This window comes from Draconibacterium orientale, from assembly GCF_900111425.1.
Taxonomy (GTDB): Bacteria; Bacteroidota; Bacteroidia; order Bacteroidales; family Prolixibacteraceae; genus Draconibacterium; species Draconibacterium orientale.
This window is the reverse complement of the sequence record NZ_FOHT01000018.1, coordinates 41,788-67,825: the sequence shown is the minus strand read 5'-3', so window position 1 is coordinate 67,825 and position 26,038 is coordinate 41,788. Positions and strand designations below refer to the sequence as shown.

At 42.8% G+C, this 26,038-nt stretch carries 23 protein-coding genes and 1 tRNA gene; 17 read left to right on the top strand and 7 right to left on the bottom strand.

The window, feature by feature from the left end; genetic code table 11:
- Positions 1–11 precede the first annotated feature (11 nt).
- Positions 12–863 (bottom strand): lyso-glycine lipid O-acyltransferase GlsA, encoded by an 852-nt coding sequence (gene glsA, locus BMW53_RS11180; RefSeq protein WP_051567830.1) that lies wholly within the window; start codon positions 861–863, stop codon positions 12–14.
- A 375-nt stretch (positions 864–1,238) separates the two neighbouring features.
- On the opposite strand from glsA, the gene BMW53_RS11175 reads away from it, so the two are divergent.
- The 15 genes from BMW53_RS11175 to BMW53_RS11105 all read left to right on the top strand — a co-directional run bounded on the left by BMW53_RS11175 (position 1,239) and on the right by BMW53_RS11105 (position 18,089).
- Entirely contained in the window at positions 1,239–1,685 is a 447-nt protein-coding gene (locus BMW53_RS11175) for a division/cell wall cluster transcriptional repressor MraZ (protein WP_038558544.1), read from the top strand.
- 5 nt (positions 1,686–1,690) lie between these two features.
- Positions 1,691–2,596: a 16S rRNA (cytosine(1402)-N(4))-methyltransferase RsmH gene (gene rsmH, locus BMW53_RS11170; protein WP_074780656.1), complete on the top strand. Its 906-nt coding sequence runs from the start codon at positions 1,691–1,693 to the stop codon at positions 2,594–2,596.
- A 41-nt stretch (positions 2,597–2,637) separates the two neighbouring features.
- A complete protein-coding gene (locus tag BMW53_RS11165) occupies positions 2,638–2,949 on the top strand; it encodes an FtsL-like putative cell division protein (protein ID WP_038564646.1) in 312 nt (103 codons plus the stop codon).
- Between the two features lie 95 nt (positions 2,950–3,044).
- Positions 3,045–5,051 carry a PASTA domain-containing penicillin-binding protein gene (locus BMW53_RS11160; RefSeq protein ID WP_168136410.1) on the top strand — a complete coding sequence of 669 codons (2,007 nt, stop codon included), beginning with the start codon at positions 3,045–3,047 and terminating at the stop codon, positions 5,049–5,051.
- A gap of 1 nt (position 5,052) precedes the next feature.
- The gene (locus BMW53_RS11155) at positions 5,053–6,510 is read left to right on the top strand and encodes a UDP-N-acetylmuramoyl-L-alanyl-D-glutamate--2,6-diaminopimelate ligase (protein ID WP_038558548.1); all 1,458 of its coding nucleotides are present in this window, start codon (positions 5,053–5,055) and stop codon (positions 6,508–6,510) included.
- Positions 6,511–6,519: 9 nt separating this feature from the next.
- Positions 6,520–7,770, top strand: coding sequence for a phospho-N-acetylmuramoyl-pentapeptide-transferase (gene mraY / locus BMW53_RS11150; RefSeq protein WP_038558550.1), 1,251 nt, complete (start codon positions 6,520–6,522; stop codon positions 7,768–7,770).
- Position 7,771: 1 nt separating this feature from the next.
- Positions 7,772–9,109 carry a UDP-N-acetylmuramoyl-L-alanine--D-glutamate ligase gene (murD, locus tag BMW53_RS11145; RefSeq protein ID WP_139178112.1) on the top strand — a complete coding sequence of 446 codons (1,338 nt, stop codon included), beginning with the start codon at positions 7,772–7,774 and terminating at the stop codon, positions 9,107–9,109.
- The gene (locus BMW53_RS11140) at positions 9,109–10,332 is read left to right on the top strand and encodes an FtsW/RodA/SpoVE family cell cycle protein (RefSeq protein ID WP_038558552.1); all 1,224 of its coding nucleotides are present in this window, start codon (positions 9,109–9,111) and stop codon (positions 10,330–10,332) included. Before murD ends, BMW53_RS11140 begins: the two co-directional genes overlap by 1 nt.
- Positions 10,313–11,419, top strand: coding sequence for an undecaprenyldiphospho-muramoylpentapeptide beta-N-acetylglucosaminyltransferase (murG, locus tag BMW53_RS11135; protein ID WP_038558555.1), 1,107 nt, complete (start codon positions 10,313–10,315; stop codon positions 11,417–11,419). Before BMW53_RS11140 ends, murG begins: the two co-directional genes overlap by 20 nt.
- Position 11,420: 1 nt before the next feature.
- Positions 11,421–12,809 (top strand): UDP-N-acetylmuramate--L-alanine ligase, encoded by a 1,389-nt coding sequence (murC, locus tag BMW53_RS11130; RefSeq protein ID WP_038558558.1) that lies wholly within the window; start codon positions 11,421–11,423, stop codon positions 12,807–12,809.
- Positions 12,806–13,558: a cell division protein FtsQ/DivIB gene (locus BMW53_RS11125; RefSeq protein ID WP_038558560.1), complete on the top strand. Its 753-nt coding sequence runs from the start codon at positions 12,806–12,808 to the stop codon at positions 13,556–13,558. The genes murC and BMW53_RS11125 overlap by 4 nt, the downstream gene beginning before the upstream one ends.
- A 2-nt stretch (positions 13,559–13,560) precedes the next feature.
- Positions 13,561–14,844, top strand: coding sequence for a cell division protein FtsA (gene ftsA / locus BMW53_RS11120; RefSeq protein WP_038558563.1), 1,284 nt, complete (start codon positions 13,561–13,563; stop codon positions 14,842–14,844).
- A gap of 11 nt (positions 14,845–14,855) precedes the next feature.
- Positions 14,856–16,211: a cell division protein FtsZ gene (gene ftsZ / locus BMW53_RS11115; RefSeq protein ID WP_051567833.1), complete on the top strand. Its 1,356-nt coding sequence runs from the start codon at positions 14,856–14,858 to the stop codon at positions 16,209–16,211.
- Positions 16,212–16,243: 32 nt separating this feature from the next.
- Positions 16,244–17,623: a cell division protein FtsZ gene (gene ftsZ / locus BMW53_RS11110; protein ID WP_245749039.1), complete on the top strand. Its 1,380-nt coding sequence runs from the start codon at positions 16,244–16,246 to the stop codon at positions 17,621–17,623.
- A gap of 16 nt (positions 17,624–17,639) precedes the next feature.
- The gene (locus BMW53_RS11105) at positions 17,640–18,089 is read left to right on the top strand and encodes a GatB/YqeY domain-containing protein (RefSeq protein ID WP_038564657.1); all 450 of its coding nucleotides are present in this window, start codon (positions 17,640–17,642) and stop codon (positions 18,087–18,089) included.
- Between the two features lie 67 nt (positions 18,090–18,156).
- On the opposite strand, the gene BMW53_RS11100 is transcribed toward BMW53_RS11105, so the two are convergent.
- Positions 18,157–18,483: a hypothetical protein gene (locus BMW53_RS11100; RefSeq protein ID WP_038558566.1), complete on the bottom strand. Its 327-nt coding sequence runs from the start codon at positions 18,481–18,483 to the stop codon at positions 18,157–18,159.
- Positions 18,484–18,989: 506 nt separating this feature from the next.
- Positions 18,990–19,427, bottom strand: coding sequence for a peptidylprolyl isomerase (locus BMW53_RS11095; RefSeq protein ID WP_038558569.1), 438 nt, complete (start codon positions 19,425–19,427; stop codon positions 18,990–18,992).
- Between the two features lie 487 nt (positions 19,428–19,914).
- Here BMW53_RS11095 and BMW53_RS11090 point away from each other — a divergent pair, with 487 nt between their 5' ends.
- Together BMW53_RS11090 and BMW53_RS11085 are read left to right on the top strand one after the other, a co-directional pair.
- Positions 19,915–20,550, top strand: coding sequence for an O-methyltransferase (locus BMW53_RS11090; RefSeq protein ID WP_038558572.1), 636 nt, complete (start codon positions 19,915–19,917; stop codon positions 20,548–20,550).
- An 11-nt stretch (positions 20,551–20,561) separates the two neighbouring features.
- Complete coding sequence (locus tag BMW53_RS11085) at positions 20,562–21,926, top strand: APC family permease (RefSeq protein ID WP_175463508.1); 1,365 nt, start codon at positions 20,562–20,564, stop codon at positions 21,924–21,926.
- Here the strand turns inward: BMW53_RS11085 and BMW53_RS11080 are convergent.
- The 4 genes from BMW53_RS11080 to BMW53_RS11065 form a co-directional block, all read right to left on the bottom strand.
- Positions 21,910–22,656: a lysophospholipid acyltransferase family protein gene (locus tag BMW53_RS11080; protein ID WP_081804832.1), complete on the bottom strand. Its 747-nt coding sequence runs from the start codon at positions 22,654–22,656 to the stop codon at positions 21,910–21,912. The genes BMW53_RS11085 and BMW53_RS11080 overlap by 17 nt on opposite strands.
- Before the next feature lie 210 nt (positions 22,657–22,866).
- Entirely contained in the window at positions 22,867–25,014 is a 2,148-nt protein-coding gene (locus tag BMW53_RS11075) for a xanthine dehydrogenase family protein molybdopterin-binding subunit (protein WP_038558579.1), read from the bottom strand.
- A 40-nt stretch (positions 25,015–25,054) separates the two neighbouring features.
- Entirely contained in the window at positions 25,055–25,531 is a 477-nt protein-coding gene (locus BMW53_RS11070; RefSeq protein ID WP_038558581.1) for a (2Fe-2S)-binding protein, read from the bottom strand.
- Between the two features lie 235 nt (positions 25,532–25,766).
- Positions 25,767–25,837, bottom strand: a tRNA-Cys gene (locus BMW53_RS11065).
- Positions 25,838–26,038 lie beyond the last annotated feature (201 nt).

The following is a 26,038-nucleotide window of genomic DNA, read 5'->3' as shown; positions in this document are numbered from 1 at the left end:
GATAATGCTGTTTAATTTACAGTATCAGAACTTTCTTTTAGTTTGTAAACTTTTTGTTTTACCCAATCGGCCCATTCCTGATGCGTTTTTGTGTGGTCGAAAGTGGTATAGGGAATGGGTTTCCCGAAATAAAGATGTACGTCGGTGTTTTTATGTTTTATGGTTTCGTCGGGAAGAAAAAACATTTCGAGGTTCCATTTTATTCTGAAAAACTTACGGAATTTAGCCGTGCGGTAAAACCGGTTCGAGTTTTTGCCGCTGATAAAAACGGGAATAATATCGCGTTTGTGTTTTATCGATTTACTGATGAAATGTTTTTTCCACTCCAAATCCATGATTTGCCCTTTAATTTTTCGCGATGCCAGTCCTGATGGAAAGATTAAAATCTGATCATCTGAATTGTAGCATTCCGAAAGCTTTTTCGCCGCTTCGCGTGCATGTCCGCCGTGTTTGTTTACCGGCACAAAAACCGGACTTAGCTGTGGAATATTGAGTAAAATATCGTTGGCTAAAAACTTGAAGGGTCCCAGACGTGCTTCTACATTTTTCATGAGTAGCATCCCGTCGAAACCGCCCAGCGGATGGTTGCTTGCAAAGATGTAACGTCCTGATATCGGGATGTTTTCGCTGTTGTGAACAAATTCGCGAACATTAAATTCCTCCACTACCTGGTCAACAAATTCAATTCCTTGCAGATGGCCATACTTCTCAAGAAAAGTATTCACTTCGTCAAGGTGCAGAATGTTGTTCAAATAGCGATATACAAATCCCGGGATGAATTTTGCCAGTCCCGGATTTTTGGCGGCAAATACCTCTCTTATCCGAATTGGCTTGTAGCTCTTTATGCTATTATCTGTTGTCATTTCTGCTTATTTGCGCCGGCAATTAACTAAAAATTGCTTAATCTGAAAAATGTCACTATCCGGATATTTTCCTAAGCCCTCCCTTGTTGTGTTTTTTAGTTAACTGATTTGCTCATTGTTTAGGATTGTTGATAAAATAAATTGTGTGAAAAAGCGAGTTATTAACGATGCGTGAGTTTGGTTTGTGAGTTTGCAATGTATTGATTTATAGTGGTAAAAAATGTGTAATCAACAGAATTGAACAGGTTATAAACATTTTATGATCAGGTTATTAACAGAAAGTGCTAAGTGCTAGGTGGAATGAAATGGAATAATATGGCAGAGAATGGAATAAAATTGTATTTTTACACTTGATAAAAAGATTTTTAAGGATTTATGGCATTTTTCGCAGGAACATATCAGGCTACCATCGACGACAAAGGGCGCGTGGTTCTTCCGTCGGCTTTTAAGAAGGCGATGGGCGAAAATATTCCTGATCAGGTTGTTCTGGAGAAAAACCGTCTGGGAAAATGCCTCGATATTCATCCGATGGAAGTGTGGCAGGAAAAAGTGGAGAAATTCCAGGCGAAGGTGCGCGCCAGTACCAATCCTGCGCATTTTGCCGCTTTGCGTCAGTATTTCCGGAATTTTGCTCCGGTTAGCCTTGCTGCAAACGGTCGGATAAATATTCCTGATGAATATTTAAAGTACGCGAACCTGGAGGGCAAGGTGACATTCCTGGGAATGGGCGCCTCGATTAGCCTGAGCAACGAAATCGTGGCAGAAGCCGACGATATATCTGATGATGCTTATTTGGACATGTTGAGAGAATTTGATTTGTAGGGAAGATGTCTGCTATTTATCACATACCGGTTCTGGCAGCCGAAAGTATAGAAGGGATGAATCTGCATCCTGGTGCCAGTGTTGTCGATGCAACCTTTGGAGGTGGCGGTCATTCGGCAATGATATTGAATGCGCTTGACAGTGGTGGTCGTTTGTTTGCTTTCGACCAGGATGAAGACGCTGCCGGGAATGCCATAGAGGATGACCGGCTTTTTTTTATTCGTCATAATTTTCGTTACGTACGGAATTTTCTGAAGTACTACGATGTTGAACAGGTGGATGCCGTTTTTGCCGATCTTGGTGTTTCATCGCACGAGTTTGATGAGGCAGAGCGCGGATTTTCATTTCGTTTTGATGCACCACTCGACATGCGCATGAATCGCGAAGCAACTCTTGATGCCGCAAAAGTGGTGAATGAGTACGACGAAGAAAAACTTCAGATGATATTTCGGATGTACGGCGAAGTTAAAAACGCCCGGAAACTGGTTGCACAAATTGTAAAAGCCCGAAACGAAGCGCCGATTAAAACAACTACACGCTTAAAAGAGATCGCTTCATCGTGCGCTCCAAGGGCAATCGAGAATAAATATCTAGCACAGGTTTTTCAGGCACTTCGCATTGAGGTGAACGAAGAGATGGAAGCCTTGCGCGAATTTCTGGCTACTACGCTCGAAATCCTAAAACCCGGCGGTCGCCTGGTGATTCTTACCTATCACAGTTTGGAAGACCGCCTGTGTAAGAATTTTATGAAGTCGGGGAATTTTGAAGGGAAAATCGAAAAGGACTTTTACGGAAATGTGCAGTCGCCTTTCAAAATCATAAACCGAAAGGTGATTGTGGCCGGAGAGCAAGAACTGGAGGCGAATCCACGATCGCGAAGTGCAAAACTGAGAATAGCAGAACGGATTTAACGATGGCTGAGCAAAATAAAAATACAAGAAAACGCACAGGAATGAAATCCTTTATCGGAGGTACCATTCTTACCGATGAGCGCACGCTGAAGCAGATGCCGTTTGTGGGTTTTCTGGCGGTGTTGGGCTTGCTGCTGATCGCCAATCGCAACTGGTCGGAAAGTACACTGCGCGAGATTGTAGTGTTGCAGGAAGAATTGGAAGAGTTGCGTTCGGAATCGGTAACGCTTTCTGCCAAATTGATGGATGCCAGCCGCCCGTCGGAAGTAGCAAAACGGGTTGAGCAGGCCGGAATTGGTTTGCAGGAACCAATGCGTCCTCCGCAAAAAATAACGGTTGAAAAAGAAGATTAGAAGTGGGGATCAGGAAAACCATATTGTCGCGTATTGCAATTGTGTACTTCGTGTTGACGTTGTTCGGAGCAGTGGTTGTTTTCAAACTTATTTCTGTGCAGCAGATAAAAAATGAGCGCTGGCAGCAAATTGAGAAAAACCTGACGAATAATACGGTGATTATTCCACCGGTGCGGGGAACCATTTGTGCCGACGATGGTAGTGTTTTGGCTACCTCGGTTCCGGGGTATAAAATCCGCATCGACCTGGCAGCCGAAGGAGTTAAGAAGGTGTTTGATAACGAGGTGGATTCGTTAGCCTGGTATTTGTCGGGTTTTTATAAAGATGCTTCAAAAAATGAATATGCCAGGCGGTTGCGCTCGGCGTACAAAAACCGAAACCGGGGTTACCTGCTCACTCCTGAAAAAATAGATTACAATCAACTGCAGGAATTTAAAAACTTCCCGATTTTGCGCCGCGGACGGTTTGGTGGCGGGTTGATTATTGAGCAAGAGAACAAGCGTCTGAATCCTTTGGGAATGCTGGCTCAGCGAACCATAGGAAGTTTGAATAAAGAGAATGCCTTAACTCCCGTTCCGGTTGGTTACAACGGATTGGAACGTTCGTACGAAATGTATCTGCGTGGTGAAAACGGTGTGAGTTACAAACAAAATCTTTCCGGGCGTTGGGTAACCCGCACCGAAATTGAGCCGCAAAACGGAATGGATATTATTACCACCATTAATGTAAAAATGCAGGACATTGCGGAAAGTGCTTTGTATAAACAGGCGCTAAAATCGAATCCGGAATGGGCAACCGCCGTTTTGATGGAAGTGAAAACCGGCGAAATCAAAGCAATAGCGAACCTTGGTAAAACCGAAGACGGCTTTTACGAAAAGGATAATTATGCGCTGGGGCATCGTGGGTGTTACGAGCCGGGATCAACGTTTAAACTGGTTTCGCTAATGGTGGCGCTTGAGGATGGCGTAGTTGATACCAGCGATGTATTCGATACCGGTAATGGTTATTGGGCGCAGGAAAATATTACCGACGACCATGCTTGCGGTAGAGTAAATGTGAAACAGATTCTGGAGCAGTCGTCGAACATTGGAACGGCAAAAGTGATTTTGTCGAAATACACTAACAATCCAAAAGATTACGTTGACCGGATTTATGGATTTGGTATTCAGAAACCTTTGGGATTGGAACTGGCCGGAGAAGGACAACCATATATAAAGTACCCCGGAAATGCCGATTGGTGGGGTACTACCACTTTGGGGCGTATGTCGTACGGTTACGATTTGCGCCTTACCCCACTGCAAATTTTGAATTTCTATAATGCTGTTGCCAACGATGGCGCGATGGTAAAGCCGCGTTTGGTTAAAGAAATTCGAAATAGCGGGGCTTTGGTAAAAACATTTAAACCTGAATTGCTGAACCCGATGATCGTGTCGAAAGAGACAATCGGAAAAGCGCAGGCAATGCTCGAAGGGGTTTGTCAGAACGGAACCGGGCGTGGTGTTCAGGGCGAACATTTTAAAGTAGCCGGAAAAACCGGAACAGCACGCGTTGCCCGTTCGGATGGCAAAGGTTACGAATACGGAGCTTACTATGCGTCGTTTGTAGGGTATTTTCCTGCAGACAATCCGATGTATTCGCTGATTGTGACCTTTAAAAAACCACGAAACTCGATTTACGGAGCAGCGGTGGCCGGCCCGGTTTTTAAAGAGATTTCGGAGAAAGTTTACGCCAGTCAGATTATGAATGCCACACCCGAGGATGATAATCATGAAGGCGAAGACATTCCTCAGATAAAAAGCGGCCAGCGCGATGATATTCTTCGTTTGGCCGAAGAGCTGGAGCTGAAAAATGTGCGTGGATTGCCCGATTCAAGGATGGTTTCGCTGAATACACAGGATAGTACTATTGTGCTGGAAGAGAATGTGGTGCCGGTGAATACGGTTCCCGATGTAGTTGGAATGGGTGCCAGTAACGCCATTTTCCTACTGGAAAATGCCGGCTTGAAAGTGAGAATAAGCGGAATAGGAAAAGTAAAAAAACAATCGTTGAAACCCGGTAGCTCCTATCGCCGGGGACAAACGGTATATCTCTCATTAAGTTAAGATGAAACTAGAGAAGTTGTTGGAACATATAGGGATTGTTGATTGTATTGGTGAAACCGATATTGACGTTGCCGGTATTCAATTCGACTCAAGGAAAATCAACCCGGATAATTTATTTGTGGCGCAAAAAGGTGTTTCTGTTGACGGGCATCGTTTTATTAATGTTGCCATAGAAAAAGGCGCTACAACAATCGTTTGCGAAAATCTTCCTGAAGAAACAAAACCAGAAGTTACTTATGTGAAGGTTGAAGATTCCAACAAGGTGTTGGGCGAAATTGCTGCGGTTTTTTATGGTTCGCCATCCTTAAAAATGAAAGTGGTTGGCGTTACCGGAACAAACGGTAAAACCAGTATTGCCAGTTTGCTGCACAAGCTTTTCAGATTGCAGGGCTACAATGTTGGTCTGCTTTCAACAATTTCATACAAAATAAACGAGAAAGAGGAAGTTGCTTCGCATACCACACCCGATGCGCTAAAAATTCAGCAGTTAATGGCTGAGATGGTGGAGGCGGGTTGCGAGTATTGTTTTATGGAAGTGAGTTCGCATGCCATTCATCAGCAGCGCATTGCCGGAATTCAGTTTGCAGGTGGTATTTTTACCAATATCACGCACGATCACCTCGATTACCACAAAACTTTTGCTGAATACATTAAAGCAAAAAAGGCCTTTTTCGACGGATTGACCAAAGATGCTTTTGCACTGGTAAATGCCGACGATAAAAACGGTCTGGTGATGCTACAAAATACAAAAGCCCGAAAACTGACCTATTCCAACCGTACCATGGCCGATTACCGCTGTAAGGTAATGGAAAGTCATTTTGATGGGATGCTTTTAAATATGGACGGGCAGGAAATATGGACACGATTCGTTGGGCTTTTTAATGCCTCGAACTTATTGGGGGTTTATGCAACAGCTGTTGAGCTGGAGCAGGATAAAAATGAGGTGTTGACCATTATCAGCAATTTACAATCGGTGCAGGGCCGTTTCGAAACCATCAGGAGCGAAGATGGCAAATATGCCATTGTTGATTACGCACACACGCCCGATGCTTTGAAAAATGTGTTGGAAGCCATTTCCGAAATAAGAACAAGAAACGAACAGGTGATTACGGTGGTTGGCGCCGGTGGCGACCGCGACAAAACAAAACGCCCCGAAATGGCGCAGGAAGCACTGGCCGCCAGCGACAAAGTGATTCTTACTTCGGATAATCCGCGAAGCGAAGATCCTGAAGCGATTATAAAAGACATGGAAGCCGGCGTTGAGCCACAATACAGAAATAAGGTGGTTTCGATTGTAAGTCGTCGCGATGCCATTAAAACGGCAGTAATGCTGGCGCAACCGGGCGATATTATTCTTATTGCCGGAAAAGGGCACGAAGACTACCAGGAAGTAAATGGTGTAAAACATCATTTCGACGACAGAGAAGAAGTAAGGAACTGTTTTGGACTAAAAAATTAAAAACTAGATATGTTTTATTGGCTATACGAACTTTTGGCAGGACATGATATTCCGGGAATTGGAATGCTTCCGGGCATTTCATTTCGCTCGGCAGCGGCTATTATCCTTTCGTTGTTTATTACAACAATTTTCGGGAAAAAGCTGATTCGTATTTTGCAGCGTAAGCAAATTGGCGACGAGGTACGCGACCTTGGTTTGGAAGGGCAAATGCAGAAACAGGGAACGCCAACAATGGGCGGAATTATCATCCTGATGGCCATTATTATTCCAACATTGCTTTTTGCCCGCCTCGATAATATCTACATTCTGTTAATGCTGATCACTACTGCATTTTTGGGAATGATCGGTTTTATCGACGATTATATCAAGGTTTTCAAAAAGAATAAAGAAGGACTGGCCGGAAGGTTTAAAATCCTTGGTCAGGTAAGTTTGGGGCTTATCGTTGCCGCCACACTTTTTATCAGCGAAGATGTAAAAGTTCGCGAACACCTAACGGATGAAAATGGTGCTTTTCTGACCGAACAGGTTACTGATGCTGCCACCGGGGAAACTATCGAGCAGTTTGTTATGGAAGATGTGAAGTCAACCAAAACAACCATTCCGTTTATTAAAAAGAACGAGTTTGATTATGCGTGGCTGGTGGCTTTTGCCGGCGATGCTGCCGATTGGTTGAAATGGTTGGTTTATGCCGTTGCAATCATTCTTATCATCACTGCGGTATCAAACGCGGCCAACCTTACCGATGGAATTGACGGGCTGGCAACCGGAACGTCGGCGATCAGCGGGGCTACGCTCGGAATTCTGGCCTATGTAAGTGGTAACGTCATTTATGCCGATTACCTGAACATCATGTACATCCCGAATATTGGTGAACTGACTGTGTTTATTGCGGCATTTATCGGTGCAACAGTTGGCTTTTTGTGGTACAACTCTTTCCCGGCTCAGGTATTTATGGGCGATACAGGAAGTTTGGCGCTGGGTGGAATCCTTGCTGTGTTTGCCGTTATCATCCGCAAAGAAATTCTGATCCCGCTATTGTGTGGAATTTTTGTGGTAGAAAACCTATCGGTAGTTATACAAGTGAGTTGGTTTAAATACACCAAACGTAAATATGGCGAAGGACGCAGGGTATTTCTCATGAGTCCGATTCACCACCATTTTCAGAAAAAAGGTTTCCCCGAACCAAAAATTGTAACACGCTTTTGGATTGTCGGAATTATTCTGGCAGTGATAACAATTGCAACATTAAAAATGAGATAGAGTGAAAGGACTGGTAGCCATATTAGGAGGAGGTGAAAGCGGCGTTGGAGCAGCCATTCTTGCACAAAAAAATGGATACGATGTGTTGGTGTCCGACCTCGGAAAAATTAAGGAGAAATACAAAGACGTTCTTTCAAATTATAAGATCGGTTTTGAAGAAGGCCAGCACTCGGAAGAGAAAATTCTGAGCGCCGAACTGGTAGTAAAAAGTCCTGGAATTCCGGAAACGGCACCGCTGGTGCAGCAACTTAAAGAACAAGGCACTCCGGTGATTTCGGAGATTGAATTTGGCGGCCGTTTTTCATCGGCCAAAACCATTTGTATTACCGGAAGTAACGGCAAAACAACAACGACTTTGCTCACTTACCATATTTTGCAAAAAGCAGGAGTAAATGTTGGCCTGGCCGGAAACGTTGGAAAAAGTTTTGCCTGGCAGGTAGCCGAAGAAAATTTTGATGTGTATGTTATTGAGTTGAGCAGTTTCCAGTTGGATGGAATGTATGAGTTCAAAGCAGATGTAGCAGTATTAATGAATATTACACCTGATCATCTCGATCGTTACGGCTACGATATGCAAAACTACACCGATTCAAAATTCAGGATTCTTCAAAATCAAACAGCAAATGACTACTTCGTTTATTGTGCCGACGACGAGGTAATTCAAAAAGAAATAAATAAGAGAGAGATAAAACCTGTTCAACTTCCTTTTGGGTTGGGAGAGGCTGCCGGGCCTGGAGCAGGTGTGAAAGACAATCGGATAATTATCAACTTTAATCAAAATCAATTCAGCATGTCGATACTGGATTTATCACTACAGGGGAAACACAATACCTACAACAGCATGGCCGCAGGCATTGCAAGCATGGTATTAAAAATCAGGGATGAACAATTGAGAGAAAGCCTTTCGGATTTTACAGGCGTGGAACATCGTTTAGAGCGTTTTCTGAAAGTTCATGGCATCGAGTTTATCAACGACTCGAAAGCAACGAACGTTAATTCATCGTGGTATGCGTTGGAAAGTGTACACAAACCGGTGGTTTGGATTGCCGGTGGGGTAGACAAAGGAAACGATTACTCCATGTTGCAGGGGCTTGTAACCAACAAAGTGAAAGCCATTGTTTGTTTGGGTAAGAACAATGCCAAATTACACGAAGCTTTTGGCGATTGTGTTTCTGATATTGTAGACGCGTCAAGTATGGAAGAAGCTGTAAAAGCTGCTTACTACCTGGCCCGAAATGGCGACACCGTGCTGTTATCGCCGGCGTGTGCAAGTTTCGATTTATTTGAGAATTACGAAGACAGAGGAAATCAATTTAAAAAAGAAGTAAGGAATTTGTAATGCAACATTCCATTCTGAAATTATTTAAGGGCGACCGAGTGCTTTGGATGGTGCTGATGCTGTTATCAGTGTTGTCGCTGCTTATTGTGTACAGTTCAACAGGCGCACTGGCTTATCGTGTGGCACAGGGTAATACGCTTAAATACTTATTTCGCCAGGTGGTGTTTTTGGGTGCCGGAATTGGTGTAATTCTGCTCATGGTGAATGTGTTACCTATAAAATTGTATTCAAAACTGGCATGGTGGGCTTTACTGGCCAGTATCGGATTTTTACTTTTTTCGATTGTAATGCGCGGAACATCGTTTGTTTCTTCCAGCGGGCGTACACTTAATTTCTGGGGTGCAACATTTCAACCGGCCGAAATGGCAAAGATTTCGCTGGTATTATTCTCGGCCAAAATTTTAGGGAAACGCCAAAAAACAAAAGGCGATTTGTGGGAAGCATTTAAGAAGATAATTTTTTATACGGCCATTGTCTGTGGTTTGATTTTTATATCCGATTTCTCAACCTCGGCATTGCTTTTCGCAACGATTATGACCATGATGTTTTGCGGCCGGATTCCATTAAAATATTTGTTTTCGCTAGTTGGTATTGGAATCGCTTTGGTAGTAACAATCTATTTTACAGCTGATCTTTTGCCGGATAGTATTGGTCGTGTGCATACCATAAAAGGAAGGATTGAACGATTTATAAATCCGCCACCTCCCGAAGCTTCGCAGGGAATTACTCAAGCCGACTATGCAAAGCTTGCTATTTATTCTGGAGGAATTTTTGGAAAGGGGCCTGGCCATTCTGATGTAAGTAACTATATGGCCGCTGCATATAACGATTTTATTTTCGCCATAATCGTAGAAGAATATGGTTTGTTGGGAGGTCTTGCAGTAATTATGCTTTTCCTTATTTTCTTTTTCAGGGGAGTGGTAATCGTCCGGCGGGCCACCCGAACATTTCCGGCGTTTATGGTTATTGGATTAACGCTGGTGTTGGTTTTTCAGGCCATGATAAATGTCGGCGTATCAAGTGGGGCATTGCCGGTAACCGGACAGCCGCTGCCCTGGATTAGTTTGGGAGGAACATCGTTGTTGTTTACATCGCTGGCTTTTGGATTGATACTTAGTGTGAGTCACCAAAATCAGCAGAACAAAGAAGTTGAGGAGCAACCGATTATGATTAAAGCTCCCGACGAAGATTACGAAATAGAAAATGAAACAAAAGATAAATAGAGCCATAATTAGCGGAGGCGGTACCGGGGGACATATTTTCCCGGCGCTGGCCATTGCCAACGAAATTAAAAAGCGCAATCCTGACGCTGACATTTTATTTGTTGGTGCCGAAGACCGGATGGAAATGGAGAAAGTGCCAGCCGCCGGATATAAAATTATTGGCTTGCCGGTGATGGGATTTCCTCGGAAACCCAGCATGAAAATGATTACGTTCTTTAAAAAGCTGCGCCAGAGTTCGAAGCTGGCTAGAAAGATTGTGGCCGATTTTAATCCGGAAGTGGCCATTGGAGTTGGCGGTTATGCCAGCGGTCCGCTATTGCGTGCAGCTGCAAAAGCGAAGGTTCCTTGTTTAATTCAGGAGCAAAACTCATACGCCGGAATTACCAATAAACTCTTAAGTAAAAAGGTGAATTCCATTTGTGTGGCTTACGATAAAATGGAGCGCTTTTTTCCGGACGAAAAACTGATTTTTACAGGAAATCCGGTGCGCGAAAATTTGACTGAAAAACAAAATAGAAAAGAAGCGTTTGAGTTTTTTGAAGTTAACGAATCAGATAAAGTTATATTGATTGTTGGCGGAAGTCTTGGTGCACGTTCAGTAAACCAGGCGGTACTTAAAAATATTAATGAAATAGCTGCTTCGGGAGTTCAGGTGATCTGGCAAACCGGGGCATATTATTACGATAAAATTCAGGAAGACCTGAAAGAAACAAAACCGAAAAATCTGCAGATCCACAAGTTTATAACTCGAATGGATTTGGCTTACGAAGTGGCCGATTTGGTGATCTCTAGAGCTGGTGCAGGTACAATTTCGGAGTTATGTTTGGTTGGAAAAGCGTCGGTTTTGGTGCCGTCGCCAAATGTTTCGGAAGACCATCAAACAAAAAACGCGATGGCTTTGGTAGAGCAGGATGCCGCTTTAATGGTGCGCGATGATGAGATTAATGAGAAATTATTTCCGTTGGCGTTTGAGGTGGTGAAAGACGAAGCGCGTTGCAGTGCTTTGGCAGCAAAAAGTAAAGAGCTGGCGAAACCTGAGGCTACCAAACAAATAGTTGATGAAGTAGAAAAATTAGTGAGACAATAGAATGGACAACATTCAGAAAATAAAGAATGTATATTTCCTTGGGATCGGAGGAATAGGGATGAGTGCGCTGGCGCGGTATTTTAAATATTCGGGGCGCAATGTGGCAGGATACGATCGCACTGAAACAGCATTGACCGATGCGCTTCAGAAGGAGGGAATTGATGTGCATTTTGATGATGACATCAGAAATATTCCGTCAAAATGGAATCCGGCGGAAACTATTGCAGTATATACTCCGGCTTTGCCTGACGAGCATAAGGAGCTGAATTGGTTTAAAAGTCAGCCAATTGGTTTATTTAAGCGGGCAAAAGTACTCGGAATGATTTGCAACGAGCACAATGGAATTGGTGTGGCCGGAACACATGGAAAAACAACAACCAGTACCATTGTTACCAATATTTTGAGCAAAACAGAACAGGGCTGCGGCGCTTTTTTAGGTGGTATTTCAAAGAATTTCAGGAGCAATTTGGTGTTGCCGAAAGCTGAATCGCCATGGATTGTTGCTGAAGCCGATGAGTTCGATCGGTCGTTTTTGCACTTAAAACCACAGTTGGCTTTGGTTACTTCGGTTGATGCCGACCATTTAGATATTTATGGAGAAAAGGAGAAGATCGTTGAGTCGTTTGAAAAATTTATTTCGCAGATCCGTCCAGACGGAAGTTTGGTGCTAAAAGAGGGAGTAGACCTCGATACCTCGAAAACCGAAGCCAAAGTGTATTCTTATTCGTTAAAAGGAAATACTGATTTTACAACGCATAATTTGCATTTGAATCCGGAAACAGGTTTTTATTCCTTCGATTTAAAAACGCCGGCAGGAATAATTGCCAACTGCAAAATGAATTATCCGGGCTTGGTAAATGTTGAGAACACTGTTGGAGCCAGTGCCCTCGCATGGCTCGCCGGAGCATCAGCAAATGCCATAAAAGCCGGAATTGAAGATTATGAGGGTGTGGCGCGTCGTTTTGATATTCGTTATCGTTCGGAACAGAAAATTTATATCGACGATTACGCGCATCACCCGGCAGAATTAGAAGCGTTTATAACTTCGGTGAAAGCTTTGTTCCCCGATAAAAAGGTGACCGGAATTTTCCAACCTCACCTGTATTCGCGCACTAAAGATTTTGCTGCCGAATTTGCACAAAGCCTCGATTTGTTGGATAAAGCCATTCTTATTCCGCTTTACCCTGCACGTGAAGAACCGATTCCGGGTGTATCGTCCGCTATCATTTATAAACAAATGAAGTTAGAGAACCGGATGCTGGCCGAACGCGATGAGGTATTGAAAATTCTAAAATCGGACCCGAATGAAATCGTGGTAACAATGGGTGCCGGCGATATTGACCGGATGGTGGAAAGTATAATTGAATTGTTGCAAAGCAAAGAGAAATGATAAAGAAGTTTGCAAAAATAGGTGGTTTAATGATGTTGCTGGTCTTTCTGCTGGTAACATTGGCATTTACTTCGATGGAGTATAAACACGCCAATTGCAACGATATTGAGATTAATTACGATCCGGATGAAGTGATAAAAGTTGATCGGGCAGAGCTGATAAAACTGGTAAAGTCGATTGATAAAAACATAATAGGGAAGAATTTTGACAGCATAAACACGGTGCAGATTGAACAGGCGGTTGAAAAGCATGAAGCGATTTTGAAAGCCGAGGTTTATAAAGTTGTTACCCGCACTGATAGCGCCACTTTTAAAGGAGTATTGGCCATCGATCTGAAACACAGGAAACCGGTAGTACGTGTTTTTTCCGATAAGGGAAATTATTATCTCGATGAGTTTGGGGGAAAAATTCCGGTGTCGACAAATTATGCGGCAAACGTGCTGGTAGCTACCGGAGATATCAGTGAAGAGTACGCAAAAGAAACACTTTTACCCTGTGTTTTAACGATAGAGAACGACGAATTCTGGAATGCTCAAATTGAGCAAATTCATGTGCAAAAAGACGGCGATGTAATTTTGATTCCGTTAATTGGCGACCATACCATTGAGTTCGGAACGCTGGAGAATTATCAGGAGAAATTGCGCAATATGAAAGCTTTTTACAAGCAGATTATGGCAAAGAATAATTGGAATAAATACAAAACGATCAGTTTAAAATATAAAGATCAGGTAATAGCAAAAAGAAGATAATTATGGCTTCAAAAACAAATCTTTCGGTTGTTATCGACATGGGAACCTCAAAGCTGGTTGCACTTGCGGGCAGGGCAACTACCGAGGGAAAAATGGAAATTCTGGGTACTGCCCAGGTACCATCAAAAGGGATAAAAAGAGGAATGATTTTTAACCTTGCTGATGCAATTGAATCCATCACGGCGGTGTTGGAGCAACTCGATGCCCAGCTCGAAGACGAAATTAATGTTGTTGATGTGGCGTACGCCGGAAAACGTATGCGAACCATCGACTATAAAGCGTCGCGTTTTACCGGTGAGGGTGGCGTTGTGTCGAATTTGGATATTGATGAGTTATACAATGAAGCGAAAAGCCTGCAGATTAAAAATGATTACCGGATTCTGAAAGTTATTCCGACATCATTTATAATCGACGACGAAATTGAGGAGCTGAAACCTGTTGGAGCCACAGGTAAAAAAATTGAAGCCCGTTATAAGTTGGTGATCATGCCCGATCAGGAATACCAAATTTTAACACGTGTTTTGGAAAGTGTTGGTGTTGAACTGGGCGAAGTTTTCCACTCGTCGCTGGCATTGGCAGAGGCCGCGCTTTCAAAACCTGAAAAAGAGATGGGGGGAGTAGTGCTTGATATTGGTGCCGGCACAACCAATCTGGCTATTTACTACGAAAATGCTTTGGTACATACAGCAGTAATTCCGTTTGCCGGAGCTGTTATTACCAACGACTTAAAAGTGGGCTGTTCCACATTCCTTGAAAAAGCGGAGCTGTTAAAAGTACGCTACGGACAGGCTTTGGGCGACCAGATTAAAACCGAAGATACGGTTACCATTGCCAAAAACAATGGCTGGGAACCAAAAGAAATTACCATCAGAAGTCTGGCTTACATTATTCAGGCACGTTTGGAAGAGATTGTGGATTGTGTGGTGAAAGAGATTGAAAGATCGGGAGTCGCCGATCGTTTGGGAACAGGTATTGTTCTCTCCGGCGGAACTTCAAATTTGGGGCACATAATCACGCTTGTGAAATTTCATACCGGTTTGGATGCACGAAGGGCACACCCGGTAATTCTTCCGGCAAATCGCAGAGAAGAAGCAAAGAATCCGGCATTTTTAACAGCATTGGGAGCCTTAAAACTTTCGATCAGCCAAAATGTTGGAGAAGAAAGAATATTGCCCGAACCGAAAACGCCAAGAAACGGACGCGGTTTAATGACCAACGTAAAAGGAGCCTTGCAAAGTGCGATTAACTTTTTTGGCGACGACAACGAAGACCTTGAATTCAATTAAAACAAAAAGATATGACCGAAGAATTAGCAAATTTTCAATTTCCGAAGGCAGCATCATCAATTATTAAGGTAATTGGAGTTGGCGGTGGTGGTTGCAACGCGGTCAATCACATGTTCGAAGAGGGAATAAAAGGTGTTGATTATATCATCTGTAATACCGATTCGCAAGCCATGGACAATAGTCCTGTGCCAATTAAAATTCAGCTTGGAACTACGCTTACCGAAGGACGTGGTGCGGGCAATAAACCTGAAAGAGGAGCTGAAGCTGCCCGTGAAAATTACGAAGACCTGAAACAGGTGCTGGGCGACAATACCAAAATGCTGTTTATTGCGGCAGGAATGGGCGGTGGAACCGGAACGGGAGCTGCTCCCGTAATTGCAAGTCTGGCCCGCGAACTCGACATTTTAACCATTGCGGTGGTAACCATTCCGTCGCCGGCCGAAGGAAACAAACGCCGCGCACAAGCACAGGAAGGTATTGATAAAATGGCGGAGTTTGTCGATAGTATGCTGGTGATCAGTAACGACCGGCTGCACCACATTTACGGCGATTTGCCGGCAAGTCAGGCATTTAAAATGGCCGACAATATTGTATCGACAGCCGTTAAAGGAGTCGCCGAAATAATTACTGTTCACGGGAATGTAAACATCGACTACACCGATGTGGAAACGGTAATGCAAAAAAGCGAAGTTTTCATAATGGGTACCGGTTATGCCACTGGCGAAGGCCGTGCCATGGATGCGGTGAATGCCGCACTGGAATCGCCATTGTTGGATAGTAACGATATTTTCGGAACCAAAAATATATTGCTGAATATTATTTCAGGAAGTGAAGAAATTAGGATTGGAGAGATTGGTGAAATTATTGAATCGCTGCAGGACAAGGCCGGTCAGGATGCCGATATAATCTGGGGTAACGGCTACGACGAACGTCTTGGTGACAAAATTAGTGTTACCATTTTGGCCACCGGATTCGATACCAATCCAAACAAAGAATTGCAACCCGAAAAAGAGGTGCAAAAATTTGATCTTGATGATGATTTTGAAGAAACCGCTGAACAACAAGAGCCGAAAAATGAAGCAGGGGAAGCAATAAATTTCGATTTAAACGAAGACGAACCATACGAGCCTGAGCCGGAAGAGGAAGAAACGATAATGTTTGTTCCTCCGCAACCAAAACCAAAAGCAAAGCCAAAATCCAAGTCAAAAGGGTTTGGCTGGAAAACAAAAGAAAAGACCAAAACCAGGGAAAAGGCAGAGAAAAAGAAAGATGAGCCTGTTACAGAATCGAATATTGATAACTGGTTTTATAAAAATTTTGGAAGCAAGATTTTTAATGATGGAGATGATGATCAACCTCTTGAATAACAACAAAAAACAAGGTGAAGAAAATGGAAGATATGGCTGATTTTGTAATGGAAAGAACACCCGGTGCCGAAATAAAGGTAATCGGTGTTGGTGGCGGAGGCGGCAATGCGGTAAACCATATGTTTAAACATGGAATTCGCGATGTGGATTTTGTCGTTTGCAACACCGATGCGCAGGCCATGGAAGCAAGTGCTGTTCGTACGCGTGTTCAGTTGGGGGCTTCGTTAACCGAAGGCCGTGGTGCCGGCAACAAACCCGATGTTGGCAAACAGGCAGCAATCGAAAATATTGAGGATGTAAAAAATACCTTGTCGGAAAATACAAAAATGGTTTTTGTAACTGCCGGAATGGGCGGAGGAACCGGAACCGGAGCAGCTCCTGTTATTGCACAGTGTTGCAAAGAGCAGGGGTATTTAACGGTTGCCATTGTTACCATTCCATTCCGTAACGAAGGGCGACGTCGTATAAAACAGGCTTACGAGGGTATTAAGGAACTGGCAGCTTACGTTGATTCGCTGTTGGTGATTAATAATGAAAGAATTCGCGAAATGTATGGCGATTTTGGGATATCGGAGGCTTTTGCCAAAGCAGATAATGTGCTGGCTACTGCAGCAAAAGGAATTGCTGAGATTATTACTGTTCCCGGATATATAAATGTTGATTTTGCCGATGTGGAAACTGTAATGCGCAAAAGCGGAATGGCGGTTATGGGAACCGGTGTAAGTGAAGAAGAAGACCGGGCAGAGGATGCCGTGAGAAAAGCATTAAACTCGCCGTTGTTGAACGACAATGAGATTCGCGGAGCACGAAATATTCTGGTAAACATCAACTCGGGGAATAAGGAAGTTACCATGGATGAAGTTGGCCGAATTACCGATTATGTGCAAAACATGGCCGGTTTTGATGCCGATTTGATTTGGGGGAATGGAAAAGATGAAACTTTGGGTGAAAAGCTGTCGGTAACCGTTATTGCTACCGGATTTCCCACAAGCATTATTTCCGAACTGTCAGAACAAAGTCAGAACAAAGTAGTAAGTCATACGCTTGAGAAAGAAACCGTTTCGGCAGAAAAAAGAGAACACCTGTCAGGTAGAAATTCTGAAGATAAAAGAAGTCAGTCGACCTTTGAATTTGAAATCAGTAATAAAAGTAAAAACGACGACGATGAATTTGAATCGTTGTACCCGAATACCTCACGTGAGCGGAACAGTGCAGAAAAGGAAATTGACATAAATGATTACGAAAATCTGAGCGACGACGATGTGGACGAGTTGGAAAATGTGCCGGCTTTTAAACGCCGCAATATTCGTATAAACGATCCAAAATACAAACGCGACCGGTCGGGATATTCGGTAGATCGCGATAATAGAATTTCAGACAGAAACAGTTATTTACACGATAACGTTGATTAATAAAAATATAAAAGTTATGGCATTTTTAGAGCAAATTAATAACGACATAAAAGCGGCAATGAAAGCCCGCGAAAAAGAGAAACTGGAAGCCCTGAGGGGAATTAAAAAAGTTATGCTTGAAGCACAAACTGCAAAAGGGGCAGGTGGTGAACTATCGGATGGCGATGCAATGAAGATAATCTCGAAACTGGCAAAACAAGGAACTGACTCTGCAAATATTTATAAAGAACAGGGACGCCAAGATTTATATGAGCAGGAAATGCAACAGGTAGCAATTTTTGAAAGTTATCTACCCGCAAAAATGTCGGACGAAGATTTAACCGCTGCTGTAAAAGCTGTGATTGAGCAAGTTGGTGCAAGCAGCATGAAAGATATGGGAAAAGTGATGGGAATTGCGTCGAAAACATTGGCCGGACAGGCCGACGGAAAAGATATTGCTGATAAGGTTAAGGCATTATTAGCCTAGTGGACGGTAGCGTTCAAAAGCAAAAGGAAAAGCAGGTTTGTAACAAACATTCCTGCTTTTTTATGTTTTAATCATCTTCTAATTGATCTGCAACGTGGTCGAGGTCCGAGTACTTGTCTTCATAAGTTTGTTTAACCTCGTCTTTTAAGAATCCGTCATCATCGTAGTCGTCGTCTTCGTCAACCAAAGCCACGGCTTCGTTTTCTGTCATTCTTAACATGTAATACTTATCTTCCGTTTCAAAGGGTAAAACCGTTATTTTTTGCCCGGTTTTATCAAAAAAGTGGATGAGATTATCAGCAAAACCGTCCGCATAAATTAGCTTAATTTGCTGTTGCAATTGTTTGTCAAGCTTGCTGTAATCTTTAATTACTTTTGGTTTATTACTTGCCATTTTTGTCAGTTAATTGAGTGAAAATAATTTTAATAAATCAAAAGATTACTGGTTTTAATCTTCGCTTCTGTTAGAGTTTTCGTTTATTATTACAGAAACAAATAAATAGGATGCAAACGACATTTGCAATAGGTAAATATTAAATTTTGCATATTCCATAAGTAAACTTTTCGAGTCAAAAAGTTGAAATACAAACAAGGCTTTATTTATCCAGATATTTGTTCGGTACAAGTAGTTTGGTTTTTGCGCAAAGGGCTTAAAAATGTTTGGATATGAGCCATTTGTGGGTTGGCGGCTTTTCTGATATGGGCAAATTTAAAATACTCATCTAATTTGGTAAAATTGAACACCAAGAATTAAGGAATGCCGAAACGAGAAAAAGCAGGGGATGTTTAGGTTGAACCTCCATCAAAAAGAAAGGAATGATGAAAAGTGATTTGGCGGCAGGATATAAAAAAGGGAGCCTAAAAAGTAGGTTCCCTTTCCAGTAATATAATCAATGGCGATTATTCTTCCGAAATAATTATTTTTTCAATTTCATCACCCTGTCTGATGTCGTCAATTACATCAAGTCCTTCAAAAACTCTTCCAAAGCAGGTATGATGACGATCAAGATGCTGCGTATTTTCGCGGTTGTGACAAATAAAAAATTGCGAACCTCCAGTGTTTCTTCCCGCGTGAGCCATTGATAAAACGCCTTTATCGTGGTACTGGTTGTTTCCGTCCAATTCACAATCTATCGAATAACCAGGTCCTCCGGCTCCTGTTCCATCAGGGCACCCACCTTGTATAACAAAGTTTGGTATTACGCGATGAAATGTAAGTCCGTTATAAAAGCCCGATTCTGATAACTTAATAAAGTTAGCAACTGTTCCCGGAGCATCTTCTTCGTAAAACTTAACTTTCATTACTCCTTTTGAAGTATGTATTTCAGCTGTTTTCATTCGTTAAAATTTTAATTCGGCACAAATGTAGAAAAAAAGAACAATTTTCATAATTGTTATTTTGCAATGTGCTGAATGTAATTGAATTAGCAAAAACTGTAAATGTTTTAAGTATGTGAGGCGATTTTTAAGTAGGAAGTTATTAAAAAGAAAGAAGGAGACTCAACAGTCTCCCTCCTAAATGTTAACCCCCAAACACACAATATGGGATGAATCCCAAATGCACTTCAAATATACGCTATTCTTGATAAATTAGAAAGAAATCAGAAATTATTTATTCTTTTATCTAAGAATTTAGATTATTTAATACTTGGTTATCGAAAACACAACTGTTTAATTCGATAAGTTGAATGAAGCCGGTTTCACGACGTTTTCACGAAAGTGACACAAATTATGGAATAGGTTGAAAATACAAAACCTAAATTATTTCAATCAGAATTTATTATCTTGGTTGCGTTTAAGCCAATATTGATTTCAATTTACGATAATGAAGTACCGACTGTTTATGCTAAGTGTTTTGGGCGTTTTAATGTTTTTTACTGCCTGTGGTCAGTATCCCGAAACAGAAAATTCCCTCGATAAAAAAGTAAAAAGTTTTTTGGAGAAAAATGCCAGCGAATGGCAGGATATGAATGTCCCTTTGTCGGATGGCAAGATTCTTTACGATATAATCATCAAAAATGGTTATACATCGGCTGTTGAAATTGGTACATCAACAGGTCATTCGGCCATTTGGATTGCGTGGGCTCTGAGTAAAACAGGCGGGAAGCTGACTACCATAGAAATTGACAAAACGCGTTATCTGCAAGCAAAGGCAAACTTCCGAAAAGCCGGTGTAACAAAATATATTGATGTTAGACTTGCCGACGCACATGAGTTGGTTCCTGCTTTAAATGGAGAATATGATTTTGTGTTTTGCGATGCCGATAAATACTGGTACAAAAACTATTTTATCGCTATGGACCCAAAATTAGAAAAGGGAGGGTGCTTTACTGCACATAACACTGCTACGCGGGTGAATGGCATTGGCGAGTTTTTGCGCTATGTTGAAAACCTGGATACCTATGAAACAAGTATCGACGAATCAAGTCGGGCTGGTATATCAAAGAGTTTTAAAAAGTAAAATAAAGCATATTGCATAGTTTGCAAAAGAAACTGGAGCGCCGACTTGGCTTATTTCCGGTAACAAATATTGTTATTGCCAATATTATTGGTGCCGGAATTTTTACTACAACCGGTTATTTGATGGGATTTTTGCAGAATCCTGTTGTTATGCTGATTTTGTGGGGAATTGGCGGTTTGGTAGCCTTGTGCGGAGCTATTTCCTTTGGAGAGTTGGGGGCCGCTTTCCCCGAAGCCGGAGGCGAATATGTATTTATCTCAAAACTGTATTCGCCACTGCTGGGTTTTTTAAGTGGCTGGCTTTCTTTAATCGTTGGTTTTTCGGCTCCCATTGCCGCATCGGCAATCGGTTTTGCCAAATACTTTATCTGGGCTTTTCCTCAATTACAAAACTGGCTGATGCTGAATGAAATCCTCAGCGTGGAAAACTTTAGTCGCTGTATGGCAATTCTGGTAATTGTGGGATTTAGTTTTGTGCATTCGCGTGGGATTGTGCTGGGTGCCAGGGTACAAAACGGCCTCACCGTGCTAAAAATACTTTTGGTGATCGGATTGATTGTGGCCGGTTTGCTTTTAGGCGAAGGAAGTATGCAAAATGTACGATCGGTAAAAACATTTCAGTTTTCGTTTGATAACTGGAAAGCGCTTGGACTGTCGCTGATGTTTATCATGTTTGCCTATAGCGGTTGGAACTCGGCAACATACATTGGCTCCGAAATTCGGACCCCACGCAAAGTAATTCCACGTTCTTTACTCATTTCAACATTAACGGTAACGGTTTTATATATACTACTGAACCTGTTTTTTGTGTATGCAGTGCCGGCATCGCAAATGCGGAATGAACCGGAGATTGGTGGTTTGGCAGCCGGACTGGCTTTTGGTGCAACTGCCGAAACCATAATTTCGTTGCTTATTTCCTTTGCGCTTTTTTCATCATTAAGTGCGTTTATTATTCTGGGGCCACGGGTTTATTATAAAATGGCCAGCGATGGTTTGTTTTTTGAATCAATTGCCCGGATAAACAGGAAGCATAAAGTTCCATCAAACGCCATTTTTTTGCAGGCAGTTATTGCTATTGTGTTGGTTTTATCGGGAACTTTCGAGCAGATTCTGACGTACATGGGATTCTCTTTGGGAATATTCCCAATAGTCGCAGTGGCCGGTAATATTAAATTGCGGCGATCGACACATCAGCAATTGCGTTTGCCGGGGTATCCGTATGTACAGTTATTTTTTATTGTAGTGAGTACCGCAATTTTGGTTCTTGCGTATTTTGAACGTCCTGTTGAGTCGAGCATCGCTGTTTTAACAGCTCTGTCGGGTATTCCGATGTATTACTGGTTTCAACGTAAAAAAAAAACTAAGCTGATTGAATAGCTTTTAGCATCGTTTCAATTTGCTCTTTTGTCTTTTCCTGCAACTGTTTGTGATCGTTGTTTATAATCGGTTCGCCATAACGGATGGTAACATGGGTAAACGGTTTCCCCAACTGCCGGAAAAAATGCCCCACAAAAGTGTCTTTATCAACCCAGGCATCATTCACATCCTTAAAATCAATTGCCATTGGTATAACCGGGATATTTCCGTCGGCAGCAATTTTAAAGCTCCCGTTTTTAAATTTCTTGGTTAGCGGTCCTTTGTAGGTTGTTCCTTCGGGGAAAAGGATTACCGGAATGCCGCTGTTAACCGATTCTTTTATTTTTTTCATTGTTAGCAGAAGGCTTTTCTGATTCTTTCGGTCAACAAGAATAGAATTGGTAACGCGTGCTCCTAAAGCCACAAAAGGCCATTTTGCTATTTCCGCTTTTCCCACCATGGCAGCGGGTGTCATGGCAGCAACAATAAAAATATCGATGTAACTCCGGTGATTGGGCATCAGAATATAATTGCCCGATTGCGGGATTTCGTTTTTATCCACTTTTATCCCGCAAACAAAAAGAATGGCACGCCCCCAGGTGCCGGCCACCCAATGTTGCAGGTTTCGGTTAAAGCCTTTCGTTTTTAGCCAAAACCAACCGATTATGGTAACGTAGGCACTCATAAAAAGTACCAGCAAAAGCCTGATGAAAGCGAGCGGCGAGAATAGAATTATGCGAGCGATCTTCATTGAAACGATGTCTGTTTTAATTGCAGGTGTTTCGGATTTTTTAGCTGGACCGAATCACAACAACATTTTTTAATGATTACAAATATGCGAAAAGAAGCAATACGGATAAAAAAAGGATTCCAGGTTTTAAAGAACTGGAATCCATGTCTTGTGGTTGATTTTATTTAAAAGTGTCAAAGCACTATCGGGGGGGATAGTAATACGTGATGTTTATACATTTTTTAAAGCCTGAATTACTTTTGCAGGAGTCATTGCCATTTCGAGTAACCGGGCTCCCGTCTGATCATAAATGGCATTTCCGATTACGGCCCCCATACAAACTATTGCAGGTTCTCCACCTCCTTGAGGAGGCGCGTTTCTTTGCAAAATTTTAGTTTCCATTTCCGGTATCCACGAAAACCGCGGAATTTCATAAGTGTCGAAATTTTTAGTTTTTACTTTTCCGCCTTCAAACTCAATAAACTCTTTCAGGGAATAACCCAGCCCCATGTTTATGCAGCCTTCCATCTGAATGGTTGCACCTTGTGGATTTACACAAAATCCCATTTCCTGTGCCACCCAAACTTTTAGCACTTTTACCTCACCGGTTTCTTTGTTTACATCCACTTTGGCAATGTGCGCTACATAAGTTCCGGCATCGGAACCAATTGCAACGCCGAAACCTCTTCCCGATGGTGATTGTCCCGGTTTCCAGTCGGCCATTTCTGCCACCGCTTCCAGCACATCAATGGCACGTTGGTCTTTTAGGTTTTTTAGCCTGAACTCAACCGGATCGATTCCGGCTTTGGCTGCCATAATATCCACCTGTGTTTCGCGGGCAAAGGTATTGGTACTGTTTCCCGGTCCGCGCCACGCTCCCGTGTCGAAAGGATGTATTCCCGGGGCCGTCCATCCACGTCCGTAAACCGTTCTTTTCTGATGAGGTACATCATACAGGGTTTCCGAGCCGCGGTCGCCGGCATAATAAACGTGGTAATCCCAGAAGTTAATTTTACCGGCATCATCGATTCCGGAGTTTATTTTTACGATAGCAGCCGGACGAAATGTATCATAGAAAAACTCTTCCTCGCGGCTCCAGTCTACCATAATCGGTTTGCCGGTTAGTTTGGCCAGTTTTGCAGCTTCAACGGCTTGCCCGTGGTCAGATTTTCCACCAAAACCACCTCCCAGATAAGGAGGTTTTACTCTAACTTTATCCTCTTCCATTCCCAATATCCGCGCAATATTTGATTGTGCCGGAAACGGTGTTTGAGTTCCGGCCCAAACGGTCATTTTATCGCCGTCGAAATAAGCCATTGCAGTGTGTGGTTCCATGGGCGAGTGGGCAACATACCCGTCATGAAATTCATTATTAAAAACTGAAGTCGCCAGTTCTTCTCCTTTTGATAAGTCTCCCTCGTTAATATTTACATTTCCTTCCGGAGCACGTTCATTCAGGTAGTCGAAAAGGTTATCGTTGCTCACCGGCTTGTCTGCCTCCTCAAATTTCGCGCGAAACAAGTCTCGTGCTTTTTCTGCCATTTCCGGATCTTTATGCAAAGCGGCCACCAGATCGCCATCTCTTACAATTTGTACTCCTTCTACTTTTTCAGCCTCCGCCGTATCCACTGAGATCAATTTTGCACCGTGTGATGGCGGGCGTAACAAACGGGCATAAAGCATTCCCGGCAAGCGCATGTCACCTGAATATTTGGCCTTTCCGGTAACTTTTTCCAGACTGTCGGCACGGAATTTCGGCTTACCCATTATTTTGTATTTCGAATAATCTTTAACGGTAGATTCGTTTTTAGCAACACGTTCTATCCGTTGGCCATTGGTAAGTTGAGCATATGTAATCTTTTCACTTTGATCCTGACGATTAAAAACCACTCCTTTCTTAACATCCAGATTATCGACGTCGGTACCCAGTTTTTCGGCAGCCAGTTCCAGCAATACTGTCCGGGCTTCTGCCGCTGCAGCCAACATCGAAGGCCCAAACATCCTTGTAGTCAGCGAACCAAAAGTTCCCATATCCCAGGGACAGAGGTCGGTGTCGCCCATTACCATTTCTACATTTTCGTAGGCTACATCAAGTTCGTCGGCCAGCATCATGGCCAGGCCGGTGTTTGCTCCTTGCCCCATTTCAATTTTTCCTGTATAACACGATACTTTTCCATTTTCGTGTATGCGTAGAAATGCATTAAAATCATCCGGCAACCGGCGCTGATCTGCTTCCGCCGCCATAAGTTTTAGTGCCGCTCCGGCATGAAAGAAAACGTAAATGCCTCCGCCAAGTAAACGAATAAAGTTCCGGCGTTTTATGGTGTTGGTTGGAGTGTGTCCTTCTATATAATCCTGAATATCTTTTGACTTATCCATGTTGTTCTTTTTTTTAGGTTTTGAATACTTAAAAGCTGAATCACTTGCCGTTTTGCATTTCGTTTGCAGCGGCTTCAATCGCATCCAGGATTCTGTTGTGCGCACCACAACGGCAAAGGTTGTCTTCCATTCCCAAAATAATATCTTCCCGGCTCGGCTTTGGCTGGTCGTTTAGTAATCCCACGGCATTCATAATCATGCCCGGAGTGCAGTAGCCACATTGCAGCGCATCATGGTCGGCAAATGCCTGCTGTACCGGATGCAGCTTTTCGCCCTGTGCCAGTCCTTCAATTGTGATCACATTTTTGCCGGCTACTTCGCCAATGGTGGTAGCACACGACCGGGTTGCCGAGTTGTTGATGAGTACGGTGCAGGCGCCGCAATACCCCTCGCCGCAACCATATTTGGTGCCGGTCAGGTTAAAATGTGTTCGCAAAACCCAAAGAAGTTTTTTCGATTCTTCAAGTTCTACTGAAACATCCTTTCCGTTTAAAGTAAATTCGATTTTCGCTTTCATTGCAGATGGTTTAATAAGATTTAAATTTCTTGCAGAATTCGGTATTGTTTCGAACTCCGCGTGAAATATTTTTTGCAAAAACGCTATTCCTTCAAATTTACTAAGAATTAATTACAAAGAAAATGGGGAAGTGGCTCTGATAAAATAATCTTTGGAATAGGTGGAAGCTAATAAAGCTAAAGGAATCGATTGCTTGAAAATAAAAAAAGAGAGCCTTTATTGCTCTCTTTTGTTGAGGTTCCTGGCGGAGTCGAACCGCCGTACACGGTTTTGCAGACCGCTGCCTAGCCACTCGGCCAAGGAACCTTGTACGCTTTCGGACTGCAAAAATATAAAATTTTGCAGTTCTCGCAACACAAAAAATAAAATCGTGTTATTTTCTGCGATTTTGCCAATTTGCATTCACATGTAAGTCGCTGGCACCTACCTGCCAACCGGCGTCTGTCGATTTTGGATTATTTCCCTCATGAAGCTCTCGCTTCTTTTCGGTAGCGCACGATTTTCGGC